Origin of the sequence: Micrococcus sp. 2A (assembly GCF_039519235.1) — a bacterium.
Taxonomy (GTDB): domain Bacteria; phylum Actinomycetota; class Actinomycetes; order Actinomycetales; family Micrococcaceae; genus Micrococcus.
Genome location: NZ_CP154351.1, coordinates 907,993 through 934,325, shown reverse-complemented (window position 1 = coordinate 934,325; position 26,333 = coordinate 907,993). Strand labels below are relative to the sequence as shown.

At 73.6% G+C, this 26,333-nt stretch carries 22 protein-coding genes, 1 tRNA gene and 2 riboswitches; of the genes, 10 read left to right on the top strand and 13 right to left on the bottom strand.

Features of this window, described 5'->3' with window-relative positions; translation table 11 throughout:
• Window positions 1-21: 21 nt before the first annotated feature.
• From rho to argS, 6 genes are all read right to left on the bottom strand, one after another.
• Window positions 22-2,133, bottom strand: coding sequence for a transcription termination factor Rho (rho, locus tag AAG742_RS04340; protein ID WP_298712989.1), 2,112 nt, complete (start codon window positions 2,131-2,133; stop codon window positions 22-24).
• Window positions 2,134-2,451: 318 nt separating this feature from the next.
• Window positions 2,452-3,405 carry a homoserine kinase gene (thrB, locus tag AAG742_RS04335; protein WP_298712986.1) on the bottom strand — a complete coding sequence of 318 codons (954 nt, stop codon included), beginning with the start codon at window positions 3,403-3,405 and terminating at the stop codon, window positions 2,452-2,454.
• A gap of 4 nt (window positions 3,406-3,409) precedes the next feature.
• Entirely contained in the window at window positions 3,410-4,522 is a 1,113-nt protein-coding gene (gene thrC, locus AAG742_RS04330) for a threonine synthase (protein WP_298712984.1), read from the bottom strand.
• A 3-nt stretch (window positions 4,523-4,525) separates the two neighbouring features.
• On the bottom strand, window positions 4,526-5,866 hold the full coding sequence (locus AAG742_RS04325; RefSeq protein WP_298712981.1) for a homoserine dehydrogenase: 1,341 nt from the start codon (window positions 5,864-5,866) through the stop codon (window positions 4,526-4,528).
• A complete protein-coding gene (lysA, locus tag AAG742_RS04320) occupies window positions 5,863-7,350 on the bottom strand; it encodes a diaminopimelate decarboxylase (protein ID WP_298712978.1) in 1,488 nt (495 codons plus the stop codon). Before lysA ends, AAG742_RS04325 begins: the two co-directional genes overlap by 4 nt.
• Window positions 7,351-7,358: 8 nt before the next feature.
• Window positions 7,359-9,029 (bottom strand): arginine--tRNA ligase, encoded by a 1,671-nt coding sequence (gene argS, locus AAG742_RS04315; protein ID WP_298712975.1) that lies wholly within the window; start codon window positions 9,027-9,029, stop codon window positions 7,359-7,361.
• 133 nt (window positions 9,030-9,162) lie between these two features.
• Here argS and AAG742_RS04310 point away from each other — a divergent pair.
• Window positions 9,163-9,238: transfer RNA gene (locus tag AAG742_RS04310), tRNA-Arg, on the top strand.
• A 73-nt stretch (window positions 9,239-9,311) separates the two neighbouring features.
• The gene (locus AAG742_RS04305; RefSeq protein WP_298712973.1) at window positions 9,312-10,469 is read left to right on the top strand and encodes a hypothetical protein; all 1,158 of its coding nucleotides are present in this window, start codon (window positions 9,312-9,314) and stop codon (window positions 10,467-10,469) included.
• Window positions 10,470-10,490: 21 nt separating this feature from the next.
• Here the strand turns inward: AAG742_RS04305 and moeB are convergent, their stop codons facing one another.
• The 4 genes from moeB to AAG742_RS04285 are packed head-to-tail and all read right to left on the bottom strand — an operon-like array spanning window position 10,491 to window position 14,043.
• Window positions 10,491-11,666, bottom strand: a complete 1,176-nt coding sequence (gene moeB, locus AAG742_RS04300) for a molybdopterin-synthase adenylyltransferase MoeB (RefSeq protein ID WP_298712970.1) — start codon at window positions 11,664-11,666, stop codon at window positions 10,491-10,493.
• A 1-nt stretch (window position 11,667) separates the two neighbouring features.
• Window positions 11,668-12,498, bottom strand: coding sequence for a thiazole synthase (locus AAG742_RS04295; RefSeq protein WP_298712968.1), 831 nt, complete (start codon window positions 12,496-12,498; stop codon window positions 11,668-11,670).
• Window positions 12,491-12,736: a sulfur carrier protein ThiS gene (gene thiS / locus AAG742_RS04290; protein WP_298712966.1), complete on the bottom strand. Its 246-nt coding sequence runs from the start codon at window positions 12,734-12,736 to the stop codon at window positions 12,491-12,493. Before thiS ends, AAG742_RS04295 begins: the two co-directional genes overlap by 8 nt.
• The gene (locus AAG742_RS04285) at window positions 12,733-14,043 is read right to left on the bottom strand and encodes an FAD-dependent oxidoreductase (protein WP_298712963.1); all 1,311 of its coding nucleotides are present in this window, start codon (window positions 14,041-14,043) and stop codon (window positions 12,733-12,735) included. Before AAG742_RS04285 ends, thiS begins: the two co-directional genes overlap by 4 nt.
• A gap of 4 nt (window positions 14,044-14,047) precedes the next feature.
• Window positions 14,048-14,152: riboswitch (TPP riboswitch) on the bottom strand.
• Window positions 14,153-14,198: 46 nt separating this feature from the next.
• Between AAG742_RS04285 and AAG742_RS04280 the strand changes: the two genes are divergently transcribed.
• Window positions 14,199-14,912, top strand: coding sequence for a thiamine phosphate synthase (locus AAG742_RS04280; RefSeq protein ID WP_298712960.1), 714 nt, complete (start codon window positions 14,199-14,201; stop codon window positions 14,910-14,912).
• 187 nt (window positions 14,913-15,099) lie between these two features.
• On the opposite strand, the gene thiD is transcribed toward AAG742_RS04280, so the two are convergent.
• The gene (gene thiD, locus AAG742_RS04275; protein ID WP_298712954.1) at window positions 15,100-15,963 is read right to left on the bottom strand and encodes a bifunctional hydroxymethylpyrimidine kinase/phosphomethylpyrimidine kinase; all 864 of its coding nucleotides are present in this window, start codon (window positions 15,961-15,963) and stop codon (window positions 15,100-15,102) included.
• Window positions 15,964-16,036: 73 nt separating this feature from the next.
• Window positions 16,037-16,148, top strand: a riboswitch (TPP riboswitch).
• Between thiD and thiC the strand changes: the two genes are divergently transcribed.
• The 7 genes from thiC (at window position 16,147) to AAG742_RS04240 (ending at window position 23,907) form a co-directional block, all read left to right on the top strand.
• A complete protein-coding gene (thiC, locus tag AAG742_RS04270; RefSeq protein WP_298712952.1) occupies window positions 16,147-18,006 on the top strand; it encodes a phosphomethylpyrimidine synthase ThiC in 1,860 nt (619 codons plus the stop codon). Its footprint overlaps the riboswitch before it by 2 nt.
• Window positions 18,007-18,379: 373 nt before the next feature.
• Entirely contained in the window at window positions 18,380-18,808 is a 429-nt protein-coding gene (locus tag AAG742_RS04265) for a hypothetical protein (RefSeq protein ID WP_298712950.1), read from the top strand.
• A 40-nt stretch (window positions 18,809-18,848) separates the two neighbouring features.
• A complete protein-coding gene (locus AAG742_RS04260; RefSeq protein WP_298712947.1) occupies window positions 18,849-19,769 on the top strand; it encodes a hypothetical protein in 921 nt (306 codons plus the stop codon).
• An 8-nt stretch (window positions 19,770-19,777) separates the two neighbouring features.
• Window positions 19,778-20,902 (top strand): hypothetical protein, encoded by a 1,125-nt coding sequence (locus AAG742_RS04255; RefSeq protein WP_343282345.1) that lies wholly within the window; start codon window positions 19,778-19,780, stop codon window positions 20,900-20,902.
• Complete coding sequence (locus AAG742_RS04250; RefSeq protein WP_298712941.1) at window positions 20,902-21,573, top strand: ABC transporter ATP-binding protein; 672 nt, start codon at window positions 20,902-20,904, stop codon at window positions 21,571-21,573. The genes AAG742_RS04255 and AAG742_RS04250 overlap by 1 nt, the downstream gene beginning before the upstream one ends.
• Before the next feature lie 105 nt (window positions 21,574-21,678).
• Window positions 21,679-22,428 (top strand): DNA-3-methyladenine glycosylase I, encoded by a 750-nt coding sequence (locus AAG742_RS04245; protein WP_298712938.1) that lies wholly within the window; start codon window positions 21,679-21,681, stop codon window positions 22,426-22,428.
• Between the two features lie 63 nt (window positions 22,429-22,491).
• Window positions 22,492-23,907 carry an NAD-dependent succinate-semialdehyde dehydrogenase gene (locus tag AAG742_RS04240; RefSeq protein WP_298712935.1) on the top strand — a complete coding sequence of 472 codons (1,416 nt, stop codon included), beginning with the start codon at window positions 22,492-22,494 and terminating at the stop codon, window positions 23,905-23,907.
• 149 nt (window positions 23,908-24,056) lie between these two features.
• Here AAG742_RS04240 and AAG742_RS04235 read toward each other — a convergent pair whose 3' ends face one another.
• The gene (locus AAG742_RS04235; protein ID WP_298712930.1) at window positions 24,057-24,650 is read right to left on the bottom strand and encodes a 2'-5' RNA ligase family protein; all 594 of its coding nucleotides are present in this window, start codon (window positions 24,648-24,650) and stop codon (window positions 24,057-24,059) included.
• Window positions 24,647-26,293, bottom strand: coding sequence for a sodium/proline symporter PutP (gene putP, locus AAG742_RS04230; RefSeq protein WP_298712927.1), 1,647 nt, complete (start codon window positions 26,291-26,293; stop codon window positions 24,647-24,649). The genes AAG742_RS04235 and putP overlap by 4 nt, the downstream gene beginning before the upstream one ends.
• Window positions 26,294-26,333 lie beyond the last annotated feature (40 nt).

Sequence of the window (26,333 nt, the reverse complement as noted above, 5' to 3'; positions counted from 1 at the left end):
GCCGAGGCGGTCACGCCGGGATCAGTCGTCGCCCTTGGCGCCGGGCGTGTTCTTGGAGACCATCATGAGGAACTCCGCGTTGGACGCGGTGTCCTTGATCTTGTTGGTCAGCAGCTCGAGGGCCTGCTGCTGCTCGAGGCCCGAGAGCACGCGACGCAGCTTCCACATGATCTTGATCTCCTCGGCGGAGAGCAGGGCCTCCTCGCGGCGCGTGCCGGACGCGTTGACGTCCACGGCCGGGAAGATGCGGCGCTCGGCGAGCTGGCGGGACAGGCGCAGCTCCATGTTGCCGGTGCCCTTGAACTCCTCGAAGATCACCTCGTCCATGCGCGAGCCGGTCTCGACGAGCGCGGTGGCCAGGATGGTCAGCGAGCCGCCGTTCTCGATGTTGCGGGCGGCGCCGAAGAACTTCTTCGGCGGGTACAGCGCGGAGGAGTCCACGCCGCCGGAGAGGATGCGGCCCGAGGCCGGTGCCGCCAGGTTGTATGCGCGGCCCAGGCGGGTCATGGAGTCCAGGAGCACGACGACGTCGCGGCCCATCTCCACGAGGCGCTTCGCGCGCTCGATGGCGAGCTCGGCCACGGTGGTGTGGTCGTCGGCCGGGCGGTCGAAGGTGGAGGCGATGACCTCGCCGGCCACCGAGCGCTGCATGTCGGTGACCTCCTCGGGACGCTCGTCGACGAGCACCATCATGAGGTGCACCTCGGGGTTGTTCGTGGTGATCGCGTTGGCGATCGACTGCAGCACCATGGTCTTGCCCGCCTTGGGCGGGGAGACGATGAGGCCGCGCTGACCCTTGCCGATGGGGCTGACCAGGTCGATCACGCGCGGGCCCACGAGCTTGTGGTCCGTCTCCAGGCGCAGGCGCTCCTGCGGGTAGAGCGGCACGAGCTTGGCGAACTCCACGCGGTCCGGGTTCTCCGTGGCGGGCACGCCGTTCACCGTGGTGATCTTGGCCAGCGCATGGAACTTCTGGCGGTTGCCGCTCACGCTCTGCGAGGGCTTCTCGCCCTCGCGGGGGGCGCGGATCGCACCGACGACGGCGTCGCCCTTGCGCAGGCCGTAGCGCTTGACCATGGCCAGCGAGACGTAGACGTCGTTGTTGCCGGGCAGGTAGCCCGAGGTGCGCACGAACGCGTAGTTGTCCAGCACGTCGAGGATGCCGGCCACGGGCTGCAGGACGTCGTCCTCGGTCAGCTCGACCTCGTCCACCTCGGGGTTGCTGCGGCCCCGGCGGGCACGGCCGCGCTCGTTGCGATTGCGACGATTGCGGCGCCCGCCCTCGTCATTGCGGTCCTCGCGGCGGGAACGGCCGGAGCCGCCCTCGGAGCGGTCGCGGCCGCCGTCGTCGCCACGGTCGTTGCGATCCCGGTCGTTGCTGCGGTCACGATCGCGGTCCCCGCCACGGTCACGATCGCGGTCGTTGCGCTCGCGGTCCCCGCCACGGTCACGATCGCGGTCGTTGCGCTCGCGGTCCCCGCCACGGTCACGATCCCGGCCTCGGCCACGTCCGCGGCCGGAGTCCTCGCGGGTGCCCTCACGCCCGCCGCGGTCGTCCTCGCCGGAGGCCGAGGAGTCCTGCTCGCCGCGCTCGGCGGCGCGGTCCTCGCCGGAGGCGGCGTCGGCGTCCTCGGAGCGGCCGCGGGCGTCCTCGTCCCCGGCGCGACGGCGGCCACGGCCCCGACGCTCCTGGCGGGAGTCATCGCCGCGGGTGTCGTCGGCACGGGTGTCCTCGCCGCGGGAGTCGCCGCCACGGGCGGTCTCCACGGCATCCTGCTCGGCGCGCTCGGCGACCGGGGCCGTCTCGACGGAGCCCGAGGACTCCGCGCGGCGGGAGCGGCGGCGGGCCGGACGCTCGGCGGGGGCCTGCTCGGCGTCGCCGGAGGCGGCGGGAGCGGCGGCCGGCGTGTCAGCGGGCTTCTCGACCGGCTTCTCCGCGCGGGCCGCGGCATCGCGGTCGGCGACGGAGCCGCCGCGCTGATGGTCGGAGATCGCGGTCACGAGGTCCGACTTGCGCATGCGCGAGCCGCCCGTGATCCCGAGCTGCGAGGCCAGGGCCTGCAGCTGCGCGAGCTTCAGCGAGGCAAGGCCCCCGCCGGTGGTCGGCGTGGACTGTTCCGTGGATTCGGTCACGAAGGTTCCTTCTCCCTCGACAGCAGCTTCGGGGGCGCGGTGCGCGGTGAGGCTGCAGTGTGCGTCCGGCCGGGCACGCAGTGGTGCCCTGAGAACCGGGTCTGATGGTCTTCCCTGGGGTGGCCCCTCCCCGGCTCGCGCGCAGTCACTGCGTGGCGGAGCGGAGGAGCCGGAACTCGACCGGGCCGGGAGGCGGGGTGGCGACGCGCTCCGTGGATTCCACGGAAGCGGGGTGCCGCGTCCACTCAGCCGGCGGCGGGCTGGCGCGCGATCCTCACGAGGATCCCGCACCGGCGACGAGGCCGTGGGCCGGCCAGGTCAGCCGCGGTGGAGTGCTTCCACCCTAGCACCCTCGGTGGCCACGCCCGGCACCAGCACGCGCCACGCACGGCCCGTCTCCGCCGTCAGCGCACGGGCCGCGGCGGCCGCCTCCTCCCCGGCGCCAGCGCCGTGGGCGAGGACGAGCACGGTGGGACCGGCCCCCGAGACGACCGCGGCGTGGCCGCGGGCGCGCAGCCTGGCCACGAGGGCCGCGCTGTCCGGCATCGCCGCGGCGCGGGCGTCCTGGTGCAGCCAGTCCCGCGTCGCCGGCAGGAGCAGTTCGGGCGCGGCGGCGAGCGCGTGGACGAGCAGCGCCGCACGGCCCGCCTGCGCCGCCGCCACCGCGTGCGGCACGGTCGCGGGGAGCGCGGCGCGCGCGTCGCGCGTGGAGAGCTGCACGTCCGGGATCGCGATGACCGGAGTGAGGTCTGGGTGCAGGGTCAGGGGCGCCGTCTCGAAGCCGTCGCCCTCGTCCCGCGTCCATGAGACGGAGGCGCCGCCCGCGAGGGCGGGCGCCACGTTGTCCGGGTGTCCCTCTCGCCGGGCCGTGGCGTCCAGCAGCGCCGCGGTGGGCAGCCGCTCCTCCTCCGGCAGCAGCGCCTCGGCCGCCGCGCACGCCGCCACCACGGCCGCCGCCGAGGACCCGAGCCCCCGCGCATGCGGGATCCGGTTGACGGCGCTCAGGCGCAGCCCCGGCGCCCGGAAGCCGCGGAGCCCGAGGTGCTCGTGGGCCAGGTGAAGGATCAGGTGGCTCCCGTCGGTCGGGAGCGTGCCCGCCCCCTCCCCCGTCACGGATGCCCGGTCCGGGCCGTCCACGACGCTCAGCCGGACCTCGTCCCTCAGCTCGACGGCCAGGCCCAGGGAGTCGAAGCCGGGACCGATGTTGGCCGACGTCGCCGGGACCGCGACGACGGACTCGGCACCGACGGGGAGCTCACGCAGCGCAGCCATGCGCTCAGGCGAGCCCGAGGGCGTCGGCCACGGTCACGACGTCGAACGGCACCGAGCGGGGCGTGATGTCGTCGCCCTCCGCCGTCTTGAGGGCCCACTGCGGGTCCTTCAGGCCGTGGCCCGTCACGGTGATGACCCAGGTCTTGCCCGCGGGGACGTCCCCGGCGGCGTGGTGCTTGAGCAGGCCCGCGACGCCCGCGGCGGAGGCCGGCTCCACGAAGACGCCCTCCTTCGAGGACAGCCAGCGGTGCGCCGCGAGGATCTCCTCGTCCGTGACCGAGTCGATCAGGCCGCCGGAGGCGTCACGCGCCGCCGTGGCCATGTCCCACGAGGCGGGGTTGCCGATGCGGATGGCGGTGGCGATCGTGTCCGGATCGGTGACGGGGTGGCCGAGCACGATCGGGGCCGCGCCGGCGGCCTGGAAGCCCCACATCACCGGGGTCTTCGTGGCCACGGCCGGCAGCTCCTCGTCCGAGGTGCCCGGGTGCGGGTTCACGTAGGGGCGGGCGTACTCCTGGTAGCCCTTCCAGTACGCCGTGATGTTGCCGGCGTTGCCGACGGGCAGCAGATGGTAGTCCGGGGCGTCGCCCAGGAAGTCCACGACCTCGAAGGCGCCGGTCTTCTGGCCCTCGATGCGCGCCGGGTTCACCGAGTTCACGAGGAACACGGGGTAGTTCTCGGACAGCTTGCGGGCCACGTCGAGGCAGTCGTCGAAGTTGCCCTGCACCTGGAGGAGCTCGGCGCCGTGCGCGACGGCCTGGGACATCTTGCCCATCGAGATCCGGCCCTCGGGCACGAGGACCGCGCACGTGATGCCTGCCTGGGCCGCGTAGGCCGCGGCCGAGGCGGAGGTGTTGCCGGTGGACGCGCACACCACCGCCTTCGCACCGTTCTCCACGGCGGCGGTGATGGCCATGGTCATGCCGCGGTCCTTGAACGACCCGGTGGGGTTCATGCCCTCGAACTTGACGTGCACCTCGCCCTCCGCGAGCGCGGAGAGGTGCGGCGCGCGGATGAGCGGGGTGCCGCCCTCCCCCAGCGTGATGACGCGGGTGTCCTCGGTGACGGGCAGGCGGTCGGCGTACTCGCGGATGACTCCGCGCCACTGGTGGGCCATGGTTCAGTTCCCTTCGACTTTCAGGACGGAGACGACCTCATGGACGGCGTCCAGGGCGGCGAGCGCGTCCACCGTGGCGTCGAGGTCGCGCTGGCGCGCTCGGTGGGTGATGAGCCGCAGCGAGGCGCCCGGGGCGGCGGCGCGGTCGGACTGCACCTGGCGCAGGGTCTCGAGGGACACGCCGTGCTCCTCGAACACCGCGGCCACCCGCCGCAGCACGCCGGGCTCGTCCGCCACGTGCAGCACCACCATGCAGGAGGTGCTGGCCTCGGCGGCGTCGAGGGCGGGGAGCTGCGCGACGGGGGTGCGCAGCCGCGCCGGGCCCCCGCGCACGATGCGCTGGGCGATCGAGACGACGTCGCCCATCACGGCGGACGCGGTGGGCGCCCCGCCCGCGCCGGGACCGTAGAACATCAGCTGGCCGGCGTTCTCCGCCTCCACGAACACGGCGTTGTACGCGCCCCGCACGGAGGCGAGCGGGTGCTCGCGGGGAAGGAGCGTGGGATGCACGCGCAGCACGGCGCCGGACGTGCCGTCCTCGGCGGTGGCCCGCTCCGCGATCGCCAGCAGCTTGATGACGTAGCCGGCGTCCGCGGCCGCCGCGTTGTCCTCCGCCGTGATCGCGGTGATGCCCTCCACCGCGACGTCGTCCAGCGTGTAGGGCGCGCCGAAGGACAGCGTGGCCAGGATCGCCGCCTTCGCGGCGGCGTCGAGGCCGCCGACGTCGGCGGTGGGGTCCGCCTCCGCGTAGCCCAGGCGCTGCGCCTCGGCGAGGGCGTCCGCGAAGTCCGCGCCCTCGGTGTCCATGCGGTCCAGGATGAAGTTCGTGGTGCCGTTGGCGATGCCCATCACGCGGGTCACGGTGTCGCCCGAGAGCGAGTCGCGCAGGGGGCGGAGGATGGGGATGGCACCGGCCACGGCGGCCTCGAAGCTCAGCTGCGCGCCCGTCTCGGAGGCCAGGGCGAACAGCTCCTCGCCGTGCTGGGCCAGCAGCGCCTTGTTGCCCGTGATCACGGAGGTGCCGGCGGCCAGGGCACGGCGGATGAGGGTGCGGGCGGGCTCGATGCCGCCCATCAGCTCGATCACGATGTCCGCGCCGTCCACGAGCGCCTCGGCGTCCGTGGTGTACAGCGCCGGGTCGGCCCGCCAGTCGCGCTCGGCACCGCGGGAGCGCACCGCGATGCCGGTGAGCTCGAGCGGGGCGCCCACGCGGTCGCGGAGCGCCTCGGCGTCCTCGGTCAGGATGCGCGCCGCCTGGGAGCCCACGGTGCCGCCGCCCAGCAGGGCGACCTTGAGGGCGGCGGGGCCGGATGCCGCGGGGGCGTCCTGTGCAGGGTTCGTCATGCTCGGGTCTCCTCGTTGTGGGGATCCGCCTCGCGGGCGAAGAGGTCGTCCTCGGTCTCGCGCCGGATGATCACCCGGGCGGCGCCCTCGCGCACGGCGACGACCGCCGGGCGCGGCAGCGCGTTGTAGTTCGAGGACATCACGTGGGTGTAGGCGCCCGTGGCGGGCACGGCGAGCAGGTCACCGCGGCCCAGGTCGGCCGGCAGGTAGACGTCGCGCACCACGATGTCGCCGGACTCGCAGTGCTTGCCCACCACGCGGGAGAGCACCGGCTCGGCCTCCGAGGTGCGGCGCGCCGAGACTGCGGTGTAGTCGGCGTCGTAGAGCACGGGCCGCGGGTTGTCGGACATGCCGCCGTCGACGGCGACGTACCGGCGCGAGGCCGTCCCGCCGTCGGGGGCGTCCGCGTCCACCGTCTTGGTCACGCCCACGGTGTACAGCGTCAGGCCCGCCGGCCCGGAGATCGCGCGGCCGGGCTCGAGCGAGATGCGCGGGCACGCCAGGCCGAGGCGCTCCACCGCCCTCTGCACGTCCGCCGCGAGGGCGTGCGCGATCTCGGCGGCCGGGCGCGGGGAGTCCACCGCGGTGTAGGCGATGCCGTGGCCGCCGCCGAGGTCCAGCTCGCCCAGCTCCACGCCGTGGCGCTCCTTCACCTCGGCCAGGAACGCGAGCACGCGCTCGGCGGCCAGGCCGAAGCCGTCCGCCTCGAAGATCTGCGAGCCGATGTGGCAGTGCACGCCCAGCAGCTCGACGCCCGGCGCCGCCAGGGCGGTCTCCACGGCGACGGCGGCCGGGGAGCGCCCGGCCGCGTTGCCGTCCGCGTCCTGCACGGACGGGGCGAGCGAGAGGCCGAACTTCTGGTCCTCGTGCGCGGTGGCGATGAAGTCGTGCGTGTGGGCGTGCACGCCCGGCGTCAGGCGCAGCATGACCGGGGCGGTGCGGCCCGCGGCCTCCGCGAGCGCGGCGAGGTGCGTCAGCTCGTCCACCGAGTCCACGATGATCCGGCCCACGCCGACCTCGAGGGCACGGCGCAGCTCGGCGTCGGACTTGTTGTTGCCGTGCAGGCCGATGTGCGCGGGGTCGACGCCGGCGCGCAGGGCGATGGCCAGCTCGCCGCCCGAGGCGGTGTCCACGCGCAGCCCCTCCTCGGCGGCCCACCGGGCGGTGGAGACCGTGAGGAAGGACTTGCCGGCGTAGTACACGTCCGCTCCCCCGCAGAGCTCGCGGAACGCGGCGTCGAAGCCGTCGCGGAAGGCGCGGGCGCGAGCGCGGAAGTCGTCCTCGTCGATCACGAGCAGCGGGGTGCCGAACTGCTCGGCGAGCGCCGAGGCAGCGATCCCCTGCACCGTCAGCTCGCCGGAGGCGTCGCGGTCCACGCCGGCGGCCCACAGGACGGGCTCGAGGCGGTCCGGATCCCCGGGCACAGGCAGCCAGGCGGGGGCCAACGGGGAGGCGGCGGAGGCGCCGTCTTTCGTCGTCGCCATCCGCGCGCTCACATCGTCTCCGTCGCGGACACGCCGAGCAGGCCGAGGCCGTTGGCCAGCACCGTGGTGGTGGCGTCGTTCAGCCACAGGCGGGTGCGGTTTAGCGTCTCGACGGGACGGGGCGTGCCGTCGTCGGTGGGCAGCGGCACGATCCGGCACGCGGCGTACCACGCGTGGTACGCGCCGGCGATCACCTCGAGGTGCCGGGCCACGCGGTGCGGCTCCCGCAGGCGTGCCGCGGACGCGACGACGGCGGGGAACTCCGCCAGCTGGGCCAGGAGCTCGGACTCGGTCTCGTGGGTGAGCAGGGCGCCGTCGAACTCCGTGCGCTCCACGCCGTGGGCCACGGCCGTTCGCGCCGCGCCGCGGGTGCGGGCGTGGGCGTACTGCACGTAGTACACGGGGTTGTCGTTGGTGTTCGAGCGCAGCTTCTCGGGGTCGATCGTGATGGGCGAGTCGGCCGGGTAGCGCGCCAGGTCGTAGCGCAGCGCGTCCTTGCCGAGCCACTCGACGAGGTCCTTGAGCTCGATGATGTTGCCCGCGCGCTTGGAGAGCTTCGCTCCGTTCACCGAGATGAGCTGGCCGATGAGGATCTCGATGTTCTTCGCGGCGTCGTCGCCGGCGGCGGAGGCGATCGCCTTGAGGCGGTTCACGTAGCCGTGGTGGTCGGCGCCGAGCAGGTAGACCTTCTCCTCGAAGCCGCGGTCCCGCTTGTCCAGGTAGTAGGCGGCGTCGGCGGCGAAGTACGTGGGCTCGCCGTTCGCGCGGATGAGCACGCGGTCCTTGTCGTCGCCGAAGTCGGTGGTCTTCAGCCACACGGCGCCCTCGCGGTCCTCGATGTGCCCCTGCTCGCGCAGACGGGCGACGGCGGACTGGATGGCGCCGGACTCGTGGAGGGTCCGCTCCGAGGTGAAGACGTCGAAGTGCACGCCGAACGCGGTGAGGGTGTCCTTGATGTCCTGCATCTGCAGCCGGTAGGCGGTCTCGCGGACCACGGGGCGAGCAGCCTCGTCCGTCAGCTCGCGCACATCCGGGTGCTCGGTGAGGACGGCGTCGGCGAGGTCCTTGACGTAGCCGCCCGGGTAGCCGCCCTCCGGCACGTCGCGGCCGTGGAGGCGCGCGAGGACCGAGTCGGCGAAGACGTTCATCTGGTTGCCGGCGTCGTTGACGTAGTACTCGGCGGTGACCTCCGCGCCCGAGGCGCGCAGCAGGCGGGCGATCGCGTCGCCGAGCGCGGCCCAGCGGGTGTGGCCGATGTGCAGGGGGCCCGTGGGATTGGCGGAGACGAACTCCATGTTCACCACGTGGCCGGTCAACGCCGTGTTCCGGCCGTAGGACTCGCCGGCCTCGACGATCTGGCGGGCCAGCTCGCCCGCGGCGGCGGCGTCCAGGGTGATGTTCAGGAAGCCCGGGCCGGCGACGTCCACGGAGGCGATGCCCTCGGCGGCGGCGAGGCGCTCGGAGAGCAGGGCGGCGAACTCCCGCGGGGCCATCCCGGCCTTCTTGCCCAGCTGCAGCGCCGCGTTGGTGGCCCAGTCGCCGTGCTCGCGGCTGCGGGGTCGCTCCACCTTCACCCGCTCGGGGGTGATCTCGGCGCGCAGGTCGGACGGCAGGTCACCGGCGTCGACGGCGGCGTTGAGGACGGCGGACAGCAGGGCGGAGAGGTCTTCGGGCTTCACCCGGGCAAGTCTAGTTTGGCGGCGGGCGCCGTCCGCGCGGGTGAAGGCGGGAGACCCGCCGGGCCGGCCGGACCCATGGTGTAGTGTTGGGGAGTCCGCCGCGCGATCGACTCAGCCGCGCGTGCGCACCCCCGCCTCCGTAGCTCAGGGGATAGAGCGTCTGCCTCCGGAGCAGAAGGTCGTAGGTTCGAATCCTATCGGGGGCACCAGCCACGGGCGGCCACCACACGGTGGCCGCCCGTCGTCGTCCCCGCCCCGCCGGCATCGTGAGAACCTGGAGCAATGCCCCAGGTCACATCCGCCAGCCCAGTCCCGACCCCGACGTCGGAGCCCGAGTCCGCCCTGCGCCCCACCTCGGCGCTCGGGATCGCCGCCACGTTCATCGGCACCACGATCGGCGCCGGCTACGCCTCCGGCAACGAGATCCTGCAGTACTTCGTGAGCTTCGGGCTCTGGGGCGGCACGGGGGCGCTCATCATCGCGGGCGCCCTCTTCGTCCTGCTCTCGGCCATCGTGCTGCGCCTGGCGCAGACGCTGCGCACCACGGACATCCACCGGCTCGTGAACCCCACGACGTCGCGCATCCCCACGTGGTTCGCGGACCTGTGCATCACCGCGTCCCTGCTCGGCACGCTCGTGATCATGCTGGCCGGGGCCGGCGCGGCGGTGCAGACCTCCTTCGGCCTGCCGCACCTCGTGGGGTCCCTGCTCATGGCGGGCGTCTGCGTCGTCACCGTGCTGGCCGGCATCAACGGACTCGTGAAGGTCCAGGGGATCGTGGTGCCCCTGATCATCGTCGTCGCCGTCGGCGTCGCGTGGTGGGGGCTCGCGCACCCCGCTCCCCCCGTGGCCGACGTCGCCGCGCTGGTGACCTCGTCGCCGCTGATCAACCAGTGGTGGGTCTCCGGCATCCTCTACGTGGCGTTCAACGTCCAGCTCGCCTACGCCGTGCTGGCGCCGATCGGCAAGGAGAGCTCCTCGTCCGGCCGCACCCTCGTCGCCGGCGCCGGGCTCGGGGCGATCGGACTCGTGGTCATGGCCGGCGCGATCATGGTCGCGATGAGCGCCCACGCGGACCTCATCGGCCGCGCCGAGCTTCCCATGGTGGAGCTCGCCGCCATGATCGGCGGCTGGGCCGCCCTCCTGTACACGGTCATCCTCCTGCTCGCCCAGTTCACGACGGCGGTCTCCTGCCTGTACGGCGGCGTGGAGCGCCTGAAGATGCTCAGCAGCCTCCAGGCCGTGCCGGGCTGGGCGATCGCCGTCGCGACGGCGATCGCGGCCACCCTGCTCTCGAGCGTCGGCTTCTCCCAGCTCGTGGGGACCGTCTACCCCGTGCTCGGCTACGCGGGCGTCGTGATCGTGGTGATGCTCGTCATCACCGGGATCATCGAGCGGACCACGGTCCGCCGCCGGGCGGCGCGGGCCGCCCGCACCTGAGCCTCGCCACGGCGTCGACGCTCAGTCCCCCTCCCGCTCCCACGCGGCGTACCCGCCGGACAGGGAGAGCACCCGGCCGGTCAGCTCGGGTCGGGCGGCGAGGATGAGGTCCCGGGCCTTCGCGGAGCGCACCCCGGCGGCGCAGTGCAGCACCCAGCGTGCCGGCTCGCTGTCCCCCGCGCGCGCCAGGCCTGCCGCAGGATCCCGTTCGATCGCCCCGAGCGGCACGTGGACCGAGCCCTCGATGGCGCCGAGCCGGCGCTCCCAGTCCTCGCGCACGTCCACCACCACGACGTCGCCGCCCGGCTCGGCCAGCGCCCGCGCCAGCGCCGCGGCCGAGACCGCCTCCCCCGCCGACGGGGCCGCGCAGCCGACGTCGCCGCGGGCGGCCCGGTGCGCGTCCAGCGAGGTCACGGGCGAGCGGTCCGGATCCGGGGCGAGGGCCAGCGTGGTGAACCGCATGGTCAGCGCGTCGACGGTCAGGAGGCGCCCGAGGAGCGTCCCCCCCACGCCGGCCAGGTGCTTGATCGCCTCCGCCGCCATGAGCGTGCCGATGATCCCCGGCAGGACGCCGAGCACCCCCGCCTGCGCACACGTGGGGACATCGCCGGGCTCCGGCGGCTCGGGGAACAGGTCGCGGTAGACGGGGCCGTGGCCGGCATGGAACACGCTCACCTGCCCGGAGAAGCGCAGGATCGCGCCCCACACCACCGGCACGCCGAGGATCTCGCACGCGTCGGCCACGAGGTAGCGGGTGGCGAAGGTGTCCGTCCCGTCGACGACGAGGTCCACCGCGCGGACCAGCTCCAGCGCGTTCTGCGCCGTGAGGCGCTCGCGGTGCTCCACGACGCGCAGCTCGGGGTGCAGCGCGCGCATGCGGGCGGCGGCCGAGGCGGTCTTCGGCCGCCCGAGGACGTCCTCGCCGTGGATGACCTGGCGGTGCAGGTTCGAGCGCTCGACGACGTCGTCGTCGATCACGTGGACCTCCCCCACCCCGGCCGCGGCCAGGTAGGTGAGCACGGGCGCACCGAGGCCGCCGGCTCCCACCACCAGCACGCGGGAGCGCAGCAGCGCGAGCTGGGCCTCGGGGCCGAAGCCCTCGAGGGCGATCTGCCGGGAGAAGCGCTCGAGCTGCGTGTCGGCGAGCTCGTCGAGGCCGTGCGGCGCGCGGCACCCGCGGGGGTCCGCGGCGCTCACCTCACCACCACCCCGTCCGGTCGTCGCCCTCGCCCACGGGGGCGATCCGCCCGGCCATCGGCGAGGACGCCGTGGCGAGCGGACGCGGCGGGATGCGCCCGGCGTGGGCGGCCTCCCAGCCGGACTCGACCGCGAGCGCGAGCGCCCGGGCCATGCGCGCCGGATGCGCGGCGCGCGTGATGGCGGACGCGGCCAGGACGGCGTCGCACCCGGCCTCCATCGCGAGGACCGCGTCCGAGGCGGTGCCCACGCCGGCGTCGAGGATGATCGGCACGGACGCGCGCTCGCAGATCAGCTCGAGGGAGTGGCGGTTGAGGATGCCCAGGCCGCTGCCGATCGGCGAGCCGAGCGGCATGACGGCGGCCGCGCCCGCCTGCTCGAGGCGCCGCGCGGCCACGGGGTCGTCCGAGGTGTAGGCCAGCACGGTGAAGCCGTCGGCGACGAGCCGCTCGGTGGCCTCGAGGGTCTCGACGACGTCGGGCAGCAAGGTGCGCTCGTCGGCGATCACCTCCACCTTGACCATGTCCGTCTCGAGCGCCTCGCGGGCCAGCTGCGCGGTGAGGACGGCATCGCGCGCCGTGTGGCAGCCCGCCGTGTTGGGGAGCACCTCGATGCCGAGACGGTCCAGCAGCGGGATCACGCCCGAGCCCCCGCCCACGGCGTGGCGGCGCATGGCGACGGTCGTGAGCGTGGTGCCCGAGGCGACCAGGGCGGCCTCGAGCGCGGCGAGGTCCGTGATGCCGCCCGTGCCCATGATGAGGCGCGAGCCGATCTCGCGACCGCCGACGGTGAGGGGCGGGACGACGTCCGGTGCTCCCCCGCGCTCAGCCACCCTGCACCGCCGTCACGATCTCGAGACGCGCACCGGCCTCGGGCACGGTGGCGTCCCAGCGGGAGCGCGGCACGACGGCCTCGTCCACCGCGACCGCGACGCCGAGCCGTCCGCCGTCGGCGGCCGTGCCGTCGGGGCGGATCTCGCGGCCGGTCAGCTGCGCGACCACCGCGCGGAGGGAGAGCGGCGCGTCGAACGCTCTCGCCTCGCCGTTGACCGTCAGGGTGTGCGGGTTCATGCGGGGACCTCCTGCGTGGGGGCGGGGGACGACTCGGCGGACGGCGCCGAGACGGCGAAGCGGTCGGGGCGGACGAGGTCGAGCAGCCCCTCGTCGGCGGCGGTCCAGGCGGGGCCGGCCCCGCCCGGCCTGCCCGGCTCCCCCGCCGCCCGGCGAACCAGCTCCAGCGCGGCGTGCGCCGACCACGCCGCGAGCAGCACCCCGTGCCGGTGGTGGCCGGTGCAGACGATCACTCGGGGCGCATCCGGCAGCGGGCCGAGGAACGGGGCGTCGTCGGGGCTGCCGGGGCGGGCGCGCGTGGTGACCTCCTCGAGCAGGCAGTCCCGGATGGCGGGCAGGATGCGGGCGGCGTCCTCGAGGAGGTCGAGCACGGCGCCGGCGGGGGTGCCGGCCTCGCGGTCCTCGCGGCTCGTCGCGCCGAGCACGAGCCCGCCGCCCGCGCGCGGGACGAGGTACACGGGCCGTCCGCCCACCAGAGCGCGCACGGTCCGGCTGAGCAGGTGCTCCTCTCCCGGGGCCAGCAGGGACGCCGGCACCCGCAGGCGCAGGATGTCCCCGTGCACGGGGCGCAGCGGCAGGGGCAGGGCGGCGGGGTCGCCCCCGAGCGCGGCGTGGCCGAGCCCCGCGGCCAGCACGGCGACGTCGGCGGTGATCGGCTGCGCGGTCCCGGCACACCCGGCGGTGGTCACCTCCACCTCCTCGCCCACCTGGTGCACCGTCACGGCACGGGCGGGGACCAGGTGCACGCCGTCGTCGGCGGCGAGGCGCGTCAGGGCCGCGGCACGGGCCCGGCGGGGGTCGAGCTGATCGTCGTCGGGGGCGTCGAGGGCGCCGGCGAGGGCGGGTGAGAGGGCCGGCTCGGCGCGGCGCAGCGCCGCGACCGTCACTGGGGCGACGGGACGCGGCAGCCGCAGGGCGGTGCCGGGCTCCGCGGCGGGGGCCTGATCCGCGCCCGCGGCGTCGACGGCCGCGAGCGTCTCGCGCCAGCGCCGCGCGTCGGCGGGCTCGGCGCCCACGAGCCACGCACCCTCCACGCGGTGACCCGCGGAGGCGCCACCGGCCTCGATCCGGGCGACGAGGTCGCCGGTGAGCGCCCAGGACCGGGCGAGGAGCGCGCCGAGCCCGGACTGCGAGTACTGGGTCTCCCCGAGCGGGGCGAGCATGCCGGCCGCGGCGTGGGTGGCGGCGTCGCCGACGGCGGGCGCGTCCAGGTCTGGGGCGATCACGGTCACCTCGTGGCCGGCGTCCCGCAGGCGCACGGCCGTCGCGAGGCCGACGATCCCGGCCCCCACCACCACGCAGCGCATGGGCTCCTCCTCACGGCGGCATGATCCGCATCGAGTCTGATGGTCGGCGCGCCCCGCGCGTGCGCGGACTGCGTCCCTCTCAGCCCGCTGTGGCGCGGGCTCCCATGGATGCCGCCCAGCATACGCCCGGTGGGCGGACGTGGCAGGGTGGGCGCATGCCGCACCGCCCCGCCGCCCTCGCCACACGCGCCGAGCGCGCCCGCCGCCTCGCGGGCGCCCGCCTGTACGTCTGCACGGACCTCTCCCGCCACGTCCGCGACGACGGCGCCCTTGACGCCGGCGCGTTCGCCGCCTTCGCGGCCGCGTGCTTTCGCGGCGGCGTGGACGCCCTGCAGGTGCGGGACAAGCGGGTCGAGGTGGGCGTCGAGCTCGAGGCCCTGGCGATCGTGGTGGAGCTGGCGCGCGAGCACGGGGCGCTGTCCGCCGCGAACGACCGGGCCGACGTCGCACTCCTGGCCGGCGCGGACGTGTTCCACGCGGGCCAGGACGACCTGACGAGCACGCAGGCGAGGCGCGTGCTCGGCCCCGAGGTGCTGCTCGGGCGGTCCTGCCGCACCGAGGAGCAGGTGCGCGGGGCCGCGGCCGATCCGGAGCTGGACTACTTCTGCACCGGGCCGGTGTGGGAGACGCCGACCAAGCCCGGCCGGGCCGCCGTGGGGCTCGCTCTGCCGCGGTTCGCGGCGGAGATCACCGCCCCCGGCGGCGAGGCGGCGGGACGTGTGTTCTTCGCGATCGGCGGGATCGACGAGGACCGTGTGCCCGCGGTGCTGGGCACGGGCGCCGAGCGGATCGTGGTGGTGCGGGCCGTGACCGGCGCCGACGATCCGGAGGCGGCGGCGCGGAGTCTGCGTGCGGCGGTCACGGGCTGACGCTGCCGCGCCCGGGTGGGAGCGGCGCGGCAGCGCCGCGTGGACGACCCCCGCCCTCGCCACGGGGTCATCGACCGTGACCATGACGCGGTCGTGCTCCTGCGTCTCGTCGAGGGGTACCTCCAGGAGCGGCCTCGTCGAACTCCCTGGGTCTGCCCATGGTTCGAGGGCAGCCATTCCAGAACGATCAGTCCCGATCGCCCGCCCCCCGGTCCCGATGGCTGTGGTCGAGCGGGCCGTGCCAGCGGTCGGTGCGCCGGCCGACGTCGAGCCGCTCCCCCGCCGCGATGGCCTCCGCGAGCCACGGCTTGGCCGTGCGCAGGGCGTCCTCCCAGGCCGTCCCGCCCGCGGCGAGCACCGCGAGCGCCGAGGAGAGCGTGCAGCCCGTTCCATGCGTCGACCGGGAGGAGACGCGCGCGCCGCGCACCTCGGTGACCCGGCCTTCGGGGCCGATCACGGCGTCCGGGACCCCTTCCGCGAGGTCCGCGGCATGCCGGAGGTGGCCGCCCTTCAGGACGACCGTCACGCCGTGCTCCGCGGCGAGGCCGCGGGCCAGCTCCAGGGCGTCCGCCCACCGCGCGGGGACGTCCGCGCCGGTCAACGCCGCGAGTTCGGGCAGGTTGGGCGTGACGACGTCCACCGCTGCGAGCAGCGGCGCCCACCCGGCGGGCACGGCGGCGTCGGAGAGCGCGTCCCCCGAGCTCGCCACCATCACGGGATCCAGCACGACGCGCGGGGGCCGGACCCGCTCGAGCCAGTCGCGGACGGCATCCCGGAGCTCGGGCGAGCCGAGCATGCCGATCTTCACGGCGTCGAGCCCGATGTCCGCGGCGACCGAGTCCAGCTGGGCGCGGACGACGTCGACGGGCAGCGGATGCACCGCCTGCACGCCCTGCGTGTTCTGCGCCGTGACGGCCGTGATCGCGGTGAGCCCGTAGCCGCCCCACGCCGCGATGGTCTTGAGGTCGGCCTGGATGCCGGCGCCGCCGCCGGAGTCGGAGCCGGCGATGGACAGGACGCGGGGCACGGACCGGCAGTCGGGGGCGCTCATGCGGCCCAGGGTGCCACGTCCGGCGCCCCCGCCGGGCGGTTCGACACACGCGGCCCGGATGGTCTAGCGTCCGTGGTATCCCCACGGGGGCCCCTGGCATGGGGCTGAGATCGGACTGACGCCGTCCGACCACCGTCTGAACCTGTCCGGGTCATGCCGGCGAAGGAAGAAGGAGACACGGCCATGGCCGTTTCCGAGCGCACCGCTCCGCCCACCACCCCTGCCCCCGCCGAGGCCGCCGCGTCCGAGTCCGCCGAGGCCGGCGCCGCCGTCGTCGCGGAGGAGAACTACCCCACGCACCGCCTGGGCTTCCTCGAGGACCCCGAGCACGGCATCCGCGTGCCGGTGACCCGCGTGCACCAGGACGACTCCCCCGACGGCACCCCGAACGAGCCGCTCACCGTGTACCGCACCATGGGCCCGGGCGCCGACCCCACCCGCGGCCTTCCGCCCCTGCGCGCGGAGTGGATCCGCACGCGCGGCGACGTCGAGGAGTACGCGGGCCGCGAGCGCGACCTGCTCGACGACGGCCGCTCGGCCGTGCGCCGCGGCGCCTCCACCCAGGAGTGGCAGGGAGACAAGCGCGCACCCCTGCGCTCGGTCGAGGGCCGGCGCGTGACCCAGATGCACTACGCCCGCCGCGGGGAGATCACCCCGGAGATGCGCTACGCCGCCCTGCGCGAGGGCGTGGACGTGGAGCTGGTGCGCTCCGAGGTCGCGGCCGGCCGCGCCATCATCCCGGCGAACGTGAACCACCCCGAGTCGGAGCCGATGATCATCGGCAAGGCGTTCGCCGTGAAGGTCAACGCGAACATCGGCAACTCGGCGGTGACGTCGTCGATCGCCGAGGAGGTCTCGAAGCTGCAGTGGGCCACCCGCTGGGGCGCGGACACCGTGATGGACCTGTCCACGGGCGACGACATCCACACCACCCGCGAGTGGATCCTGCGCAACTCCCCGGTGCCGATCGGCACCGTGCCGATCTACCAGGCCCTCGAGAAGGTCGGCGGCGACCACCAGGCCCTGACCTGGGAGATCTTCCGCGACACCGTGATCGAGCAGTGCGAGCAGGGCGTGGACTACATGACCGTGCACGCCGGCGTGCTGCTGCGCCACGTGCCGCTGTCCGCGGACCGCGTCACCGGCATCGTCTCCCGCGGCGGCTCGATCATGGCCGGCTGGTGCCTGGGCCACCACAAGGAGAACTTCCTCTACGAGAACTACGACGAGCTCTGCGAGATCTTCGCGCGCTACGACGTCGCGTTCTCCCTGGGCGACGGCCTGCGGCCGGGTTCCGTGGCGGACGCCAACGACGCCGCCCAGTTCGCCGAGCTCGACACGCTGGCCGAGCTGACGGAGCGGGCGTGGGCGTACGACGTCCAGGTCATGGTGGAGGGCCCCGGCCACATCCCGCTGCACCTGGTGCGGGAGAACGTGGAGCGCCAGCAGGAGCTGTGCAAGGGGGCCCCGTTCTACACGCTCGGCCCCCTCGTCACGGACATCGCCCCGGCGTACGACCACATCACCTCGGCCATCGGCGCCACCGAGATCGCCCGCTACGGCACCGCGATGCTCTGCTACGTCACGCCCAAGGAGCACCTGGGCCTGCCGAACCGGGACGACGTGAAGACGGGTGTGATCACCTACAAGATCGCCGCGCACGCCGCCGACGTCGCCAAGGGCCACCCCGGCGCCCGCGACCGCGACGACGCGCTGTCCAAGGCGCGCTTCGAGTTCCGCTGGCGCGACCAGTTCGGCCTCGGCCTGGATCCGCAGCTCGCCGAGGAGTACCACGACGAGACGCTGCCGGCCGAGCCCGCCAAGACCGCCCACTTCTGCTCGATGTGCGGGCCGAAGTTCTGCTCCATGCGCATCAGCCAGGACATCCGCAGCGAGTTCGGCGGCGCGTCCGAGCAGGCGAGAATCGCCGAGGCTGGCATGGCCGCGAAGTCCGCGGAGTTCCGGGCCGCCGGCGGGTCCGTGTACCTGCCCGAGCCGAGCCTGCGCCGGCCCGAGGGGGACGCGGTGCTCGCGAGGGACTGAGCGGTCCGTGCCGCGGCGCGGGGGCCAGGGTGCTGGCCATGAGCACCTCCCCCGCGCGCGGGGCGAACCTGCCCGCGATCGCGGCGGCCACCGGCTGCCCCTGGGCGGAATGGAGGCGCGTCCGCCGGCCGACGGGAAACCCACGAAGGCCGCAGTCACCGCCACGCAGTCCAAGGTTGCTTCCCCCGAGGAGACGGCCGCCTGGAGGTGGCTCTGGAAGGACCTGCTGGGGCGACACTGTGACCAGCCTTGAGGGGCCAGCAGGAAGGGTGCGAGTGAGCTCTTGACACACACACACACTTCTTAGCGTTCGGTTCGACACCTGTAATGTGTGTCACATTCGCCCGCGAGGGCCCTGTGGAGGGAATCCGCCATGTATAAGACCAAGAAAGACGCGACAGTCTGGATCCTGGGCACAGCAACGCCTGCTGCTGCCGCCTTGGCTTCGAGCGCAGCAGCAGCCACGGTCGCTTCTGGGAATGGCTGGATCGTCACGAACGACCACGTCTCACTTTCCGTCAACTACTACGGCAACATCAGCGTCACCATCTGCGTGAAGCAAAGCAACGGGGACCGGTACAGCGGGGGCAGCATCACATACTCCGGCGGATCCCAAGGCACTCGGACTGCGACCACTGCATGCGCAACCGCCTGCGGGCAGCGCGTGAGCGCTTCCATGACGTACAAAGACACTCTTTCATTCACGGCGCCGAAAACTCGCATGACCTACAGCCTGAACCGTGCACCCGTGGGGGCCGTCGGCATTCCGGTCGACCGCGTCGTGGAGGTTGAGGTGAAGTGACCGCTCATTCGATCCTGACGCGTCCTCCCAGACGCCGCCCGTGACACGGTTGTTCGCCTCGCGCTTCCTCCTTCTCCTGATCGCGCTCGGAACAGCAGCGCTCCTCGCGTCCTACGTCGGGGTGGAGAAGGAGGAACGCTGGCACCTGGACGGCACGGTGTACGAGATCTCGGCATTCCCCGCTGGCGAGGCCTGGCCCATGATCCGGACGTCGCTGACGGGACCGGACTCCGGTTCTGCGGCCACGTCCACGAGCCCCCACGTGACGGCCCTCGCCGGCCGACCTGCTCTGGGCGTGCTCCCGGACGGCGTCGCCCCTACCGCGGTCGTCCCCAGCACCTCCCCCTTCGCCGCACGTGCCGCTGCGGGCGAGCTGAGCTGGCCGGACGTCGATCGGGTCGTCGTCCGAGACCTCTCCTCCGCGCCGGATCGCGCCACCGAAGCGGACCTCCTGGTCCCGTTCCTCTCCACCGACAGTTCGTCCCTTGCCGGCGTGATCGGCGGATCACCGGCCCAGGTCGACGAGCTCGTCCAATCGCTGCGGCGGGCCGGTGTCGTCGTCGACGTCGTCCCGCTCCCGCCGCCGTGGGAGGCAGCGATGCGACGCAGTGTCCATGTGCCCCTGCTCGCCGTGATCGCCGGCTTCGCCCTGCTGGGCGCACAGGTCGTCTGGCGCACGACCCTGCGCAGTCGACTGCTCCCTGCCGTCACCTCACACCGCCTCGTCGGTGCCTCCCCGCTGCGAGCGGCCCGGCTCGGTGTCTGGCCCGCCATACTCGCCTGGGCGACCGCCGCCGCGAGTGCCGGCGGAGTCTGGCTCGTGGCATGGCCCCGGTGGGACGCGGAGATCGGGCTCACGGGGGACACCGCTCTCCTCTGGTCCGCCGTGCTCGTCGTGGACGCCATCCTCATCCTCGGCACGACCCTGTCCACCCTCTGGGTCCGAAGGGCACACGCATGATGGCAGCCATGCGGGCCATTGCGGACGGTCTCCGCGACCTGTTCAACACGCCCGGACTGCTGTTCCTGTCCCTGCTGCACACGACCATGGCGTCGGTCGTGTTCGGACTGGCCCTGGGCGTCGCCGGCGGGGTGACCACGGCGCTCGAGGTGCTCGAGGACGCCGAGTCGTCGGGCCTGGTGACAGCCAGGATTCTGGACCCCGCCGTCACGACCGACCTCCGCCCCCGCGCCGTCGACACCGTCTCCCGGGCGTTCGCCGCCCATGTCGACGGAGTCGACCCCCGTGCCTTCCTCGTGACGGACGCCATCGGAATCGAGGACCCCCGGCTGCAGGGGGCGGTCATCGCCACGCCTGGTCTGGCCCGGGAGTTCGGCGCTGCCGCTGCCGTCAGTCCCGCCGAGGGTGTGTACTTCGCTCCCGCCGCGATCACCTCCGGGGGGCCGGGCGGCACCGTGTATGTGGGGTCCACACCCCACAGCTATGCCGGCCCACTCCCCGGGGACGCGGCCGCGCCGCGGGCCGACGGATCCCTCTGGCCCCTGGGTGAGTCGCCCGTCATCGTCACCAGCACCACGACCATGGCCGGCCTGATCGAACCGGCCCAGCTCGCGGCGGTCTACGGTTCCGTCGTGGCACGTCAGGACGCGGCCTCCGAGGTGAGAGCGGCACTCGACGTCCTCGAGGACGAGACGGGCGTGGTCGCCGAGTTGGCCCCGATCGCCTCGGCCAGGTCCCCGATCGCCCGAGAAGCCCGCGGTGCCGCTCTCATGATCACCGCCTACACCGCCGGGCTTGCCAGCGCCGTCGTGACAGTGGTGAGCCTCCTGACGACCATGACCCGTCGACTCACGCCCACGTGGCTGGCGCACCTGACGGTCGGGGCGCCCAGACGACTGATCCGGCTCCGGATCGCCACATCCGTGGCCGCGGTATGGGGCATTCCGGCCGTGCTCGGATCGTTGCTCGGCCTCGGCATCGCCTCGGAAGCGGGCGGACTGCGTCCGGCGCCTGTCGTCGTCGTGGTCGGACTGGCGGTCGTCCTGGCGATCGCCGCCGCATGCACCCGCCATCCCCTCCGCCGGCTGCACCGGGCCGTCCGCACGGCGGCACTCGTCGAAAGGACCGTGTGATGTCCCTGCTCACCGTGCACGACGTGCACCGCTCCTACCGCGGCCCCGCCGGGGATGTCCCCGTGCTCCGCGGCGTCTCACTCCAGGTCCCCGAGGGCGGCGTCCACGCGATCATGGGACCCTCCGGGTCTGGCAAGTCGACCCTGCTGCGGCTCCTCGCCTGCCTCGACACACCGGACGCCGGGAGCATCCGTGTGGCCGGGCGGAGCCTGCCGGCACCGTGGTCGTCCGACGGCGACGCCTACCGGAACCGGACTTGCGGCATCGTGCTCCAGGACCATCTGCTCATCGATCGGGCGACCGCCGTGGACAACGCGGCCCTGCCGCTGCTCTACGCGCGGCCGCGCACCTCGAAGCGGGAGCGCCGCGACATGGCCGCGGAGCTTCTGACGCGGCTCGGACTCGGAGACCGTCTCCGCCACCCCGTCGGCCGACTCTCCGGCGGCGAGCGCCAGCGCGTGGCCATCGCCCGGGCCGTGATCATGGGGCCCTCCCTGCTGCTCGCCGACGAGCCGACGGGCGCCCTGGACGAGGAGCGCACCGACGAGGTGATGGGGCTCTTCCGCTCCATGTCCCAGCCGGGGCGGGCGATCGTGATCGTCACGCACGACCCCGCCGTGGCGGCCCGGTGCGACCACACGTGGCGGCTGCGGGCCGGGCGGCTCGAGTGACGACGTCTGGCCGTGCCTCCTGCACAGGTGTCCGCAGACGGCGTGGCGTCCCCGGGCGTCGCGTTCCGGCTCCGGATGTCCGGGACCACTCCTAGGCTCGGGTGCATGAGCGCGCACCACGCCGACGACGGCCTCCCCGCCCCCGTCTCCACCCTCGCCGAGGATCCACCGGCCGACGGGCGACAGGCGCTGCCGAGTGGCGTCGTCGTGGGTGAGGACGGGCGGGCCCGCCCGCCGTGGGCGGCACGGGATCCGCTGCTGCGGGAGTACTACGACACGGAGTGGGGCCTGCCCGTCACGGACGAGCGGGGCCTGTTCGAGCGCCTCGTGCTCGAGGCGTTCCAGTCGGGCCTGAGCTGGCGGACCGTCCTGGCCAAGCGGCCCCGGTTCCGGGAGGTGTTCGCGGGCTTCGACGCGGACGCCGTCGCGGCGTTCGGGGACGCGGAGGTCGAGGCGTTGCTGGCGGACTCCGGCATCATCCGGAACCGGCGCAAGATCGAGGCCGCGATCGCGAACGCACGAGCCGTCGTCGGGATGCGCGGCGAGCGGTTCACCCCGCTGCACCCGGGCTCCCCCGGCGCGGGCCCGGCCTGGCACGGCGACGGCGACCGTCCCGCCACCGGCCTGCCGGGGCTGGTCTGGGCTCACCAGCCTGCCGCGACCCCACGGCCGGAGACGGTGGCGCAGGTCCCCTCGACCTCCGACGAGTCGCGCGCGCTCGCGAGGGCGCTGAAGGCGCACGGCTGCCGATTCGTGGGGCCGACCACGTGCTTCGCCCTGATGGAGGCCGCCGGGGTCGTGGACACCCACCTTCTCGGCTCGTGGCGAAGAGGGGCGTCCGGGATCTGGGAGTGAGCGGGGGCCTCCGGCAGGATGGGGAGCTCAACGCAGGACGTCCACACGAAAGGGTGACGACTGATGACCACCACCTCCGCCTCTCAGGGCTACCGCACGATCAACCCGGCCACCGGGGAGTTGCTGAAGTCCTTCGACAACGCCACGGATCAGCAGATCGCCGACGCCCTCGACGCCTCGCAGGCCGCCTACGAGCAGTGGTCCCAGAAGTCGGTGGCCGAGCGCGCCGCCGTCGTGAAGCGGATCTCCGAGCTGCTGGCCGAGCGGTCCAAGGACATCGCCGCGGTGATCACCACGGAGATGGGCAAGTCCCTCGGCGCGGCGGTCGGCGAGGTGCGCTACGGCGCCCAGATCTTCGGGTACTACGCGGACGAGGCCGAGGAGCTGCTCGCGGACCAGCCGATCAAGCAGTTCTCCGGGCAGGAGGCGTTCGTCCAGCGGCTGCCGATCGGCCCGCTGCTGGGGATCATGCCGTGGAACTTCCCGGTGTACCAGGTGGCCCGTTTCGTGGCGCCGAACCTCGTGCTCGGCAACACCATCCTGCTCAAGCACGCCGAGATCAACCCGCAGGTGGCGCAGCTGCTGGAAGAGCTCTTCACCGAGGCCGGGCTCCCAGAGGGCGTGTACCAGAACGTGTTCGCCACCCACGACCAGATCTCCACGATCATCGCCGATCCGCGCGTGCAGGGCGTATCCCTCACCGGTTCGGAGCGGGCCGGCGCCGCCGTCGCCGAGCAGGCCGGCCGGAACCTCAAGAAGGTCGTCCTCGAGCTCGGCGGCTCCGATCCGTACATCGTGCTCTCCGCGCCGGACGCCCGCGCCGCCGCCCGCGACGCACTGGCCACCCGGATGGGCAACTGGGGCCAGGCCTGCAACTCGAACAAGCGCATGATCGTCATGGAGGACCTCTACGACGACTTCGTGGACGAGCTGGTCCAGCGCTCCTCGGCGATGAAGCCCGGCGACCCAACCTCGCGCGACGCCGACGTCTACGGCCCGCTGTCCTCCGAGTCTGCGGCCGACGGGCTCGCCGAGCAGATCGCCGCGGCCAAGGAGGCCGGCGCCACCGTCCACGTGGGCGGCGAGCGCGTCTCCGGCCCCGAGGGCGAGGGATTCTACGTCTCCCCGGCCGTGATCACGGACGTGGACCAGGAGAACCCCGCCTACACGCAGGAGCTGTTCGGCATGGCCTCCGTGGTCTACAAGGTGTCCTCGGCCGAGGAGGCCGTGGCCCTGGCCAACGACTCCCAGTACGGTCTCGGCGGCGCCGTGTTCTCCACGGACCTGGACGAGGCCAAGCGCGTGGCCAACCAGCTCGAGGTGGGCATGGCGAACGTGAACCTCGCCTCCGCCGCCGGCGCGAACCTGCCCTTCGGCGGCGTGAAGCGCTCGGGCTTCGGCCGCGAGCTCGGCCCCATGGCCGTGGACGAGTTCGCCAACAAGCGCCTGTACGCGGTGCAGGGCCCCCTGGAGGGCTGACCCGGGGCCGGGTCGGCCGGACGGGTCCCCCGCTCCGGCCGGCCCGTCGGCCGCCTGACGCACACAGAGTGGTCACGACACGCCGTCACCGGACGCCGGTGGCGGCATGTCGTGACCACTCTGTTGGTTCGGGCCTGCTCGTCGGCCCCTCAGCCGCGCAGCGGGACGGTCGCCAGCACCTCGTGCAGCGGCCCGCCGGACCGGCCCTCGCCGAGCCGGGACGCCACGACCTCGAGCTCGTCCGCGGTCCACTCCGGCCCGCGGTACACCGCGAGCGCGCGCACGGCCTCGGCCAGCAGGACGGTGGCCGGCGCCGGCGGACGGGACTCGCCCCGCCTCCGACCCCGAGGTCGGGGCGCGACCCCCGAGACCCGCGCCACGGTGAGGTGGGCGCGCCGGCGGTCCCGGCCGTCGTCGTCGGCGAGCCAGGGCTCCGCCAGGAGCGCGCCGAGCTCCCGGACCTGCCCGCCCACCCCCACCCAGAGCGTGCGGTGGGAGAACTCCCCCGCCCCGGCCAGGTGCAGGTCCAGCGGCGCATGTCCCGCCGCGATGCAGCCGGCGTCGGCGACGACGTCGTCCACGGCGCCGGCGGGCACCTCCGGGTGGAACGCCAGCGTCAGGTGCCGCTGCTCCGGATCGGTCCAGCGCAGCGCGCGTCCGGCCCGGTCCCGGACGCCGTCGAGGGCCGGCTCGAGGTGGTCGAGCACGGCCCTCGGCGGACGGATCGCGAGGAAGAGCCTCACGCCTGCGCGTGCGGATCCGCGGCGGCTGCGGTCGAGCCCCCGGCGGCGTCCCGCGTCATGGCGGCCGGGGCCACGTCCGGGTGCGGATCGCGGCCGGCCACGATGTCGATCGCGCCGGTGAACTCGGCGTCGATCCGCCGCTGCACCCGGCGCGAGCGCTGTGTCACGAGGGACACCACCACACCCACCACGAGGGCGGCGACGAAGCCCGGCAACAGCTCGTACAGGCCGAACCACTCCCACGTCTCGGCACTGGCCTCGGACCAGAACCAGGCGACGGCGGCGCCGGTGACCATGGCGGCCATCGCGCCCCACGAGGTGAACCGCGGCCAGTACAGGGCGAGCAGGATCACGGGGCCGAAGGCGGCGCCGAAGCCGGCCCACGCGAAGGAGACGAGCTCGAGCACGGAGGAGTCCGGGTTCAGCGCGAGCAGGCCGGCGATCAGGGCGATCACGAGCACACCGAGGCGGCCCATCCACAGCAGCGTCTTCGGGGAGGCGGTGCGCCCGCCCACCTTGAACAGGTCCTCCACGAGAGCGGAGGAGCACACCACGAGCTGCGAGGACAGGGTGGACATGACGGCGGCGAGCACGGCCGCCAGCACGAGGCCCGCGATGAACGGGTGGAACATGATGGAGGAGAGCACGAGGAACACGGTCTCCGGGTCGGCGAGCGTGGTGCCCGGGTTGGCCTGGAAGTACGCGATGCCCACGAGCGCGGTGAGGACGGCGCCGAACACGGAGAGCGTCATCCACGTGATGCCCACGCGCCGGGCGACGGTCGCATCCTGGGCGGTGCGCAGCGCCATGAAGCGCACGATGATGTGCGGCTGGCCGAAGTAGCCGAGGCCCCACGCGAGCGAGGAGAGGACGCCGATCAGTGTCGCGTTGGCGAACAGCGAGAAGTGGTCCACGGGGTCACCGGCCCCCGCCGAGGCGGCATCGGCGGCACGCAGGCCCTCCACGACGGCGTCCCAGCCGCCCATGGAGATGATCACGACGATCGGCACGATCACCAGCGCGAGGAACATGAGGATGCCCTGGGCCACGTCAGTCAGGGATGCGCCCAGGAAGCCGCCGAAGAGGGTATACAGCACGGTGATGCCGGCCACCACGATCATGCCGGTGAGGTAGTTGATGCTGATGCCCTCGGCGTAGAGCGAGTCCGGCCCGAAGGTCGACTCGATGAACTTGCCGCCGGCCACCATGCCGGAGGACACGTAGAACGTGAAGAAGACGAGGATGATGAGGCCGGCCACGATGCGCAGGATGTGCGTGCGGTCCTTGAAGCGGTTCTCCAGGAAGGAGGGGATCGTCACGGAGTTTCCGGAGACCTCGGTGTAGGAGCGCAGGCGCGGGGCCACGATCTTCCAGTTCACCCAGGCGCCGACGACGAGGCCGACGGCCATCCAGCCCTCGACGAGGCCGGCGGCATAGATGGCGCCGGGCAGGCCCATGAGCAGCCAGCCGGACATGTCCGAGGCGCCGGCGGAGAGAGCGGCCACCGAGGGCTTCATGTTTCGCCCGGCCAGGAGGTAATCGTCCAGGTCGGAGTTCTGTTTCGAGGCGTACAGGCCGATCGCCACCATGGCGGCGAAGTACAAGCCGATTGCCAATAACAAATAGATCGTGTTCATGTCCATTATTCCAGAGTTCCACAGATCGTCTCTGAACCCCAGCCGA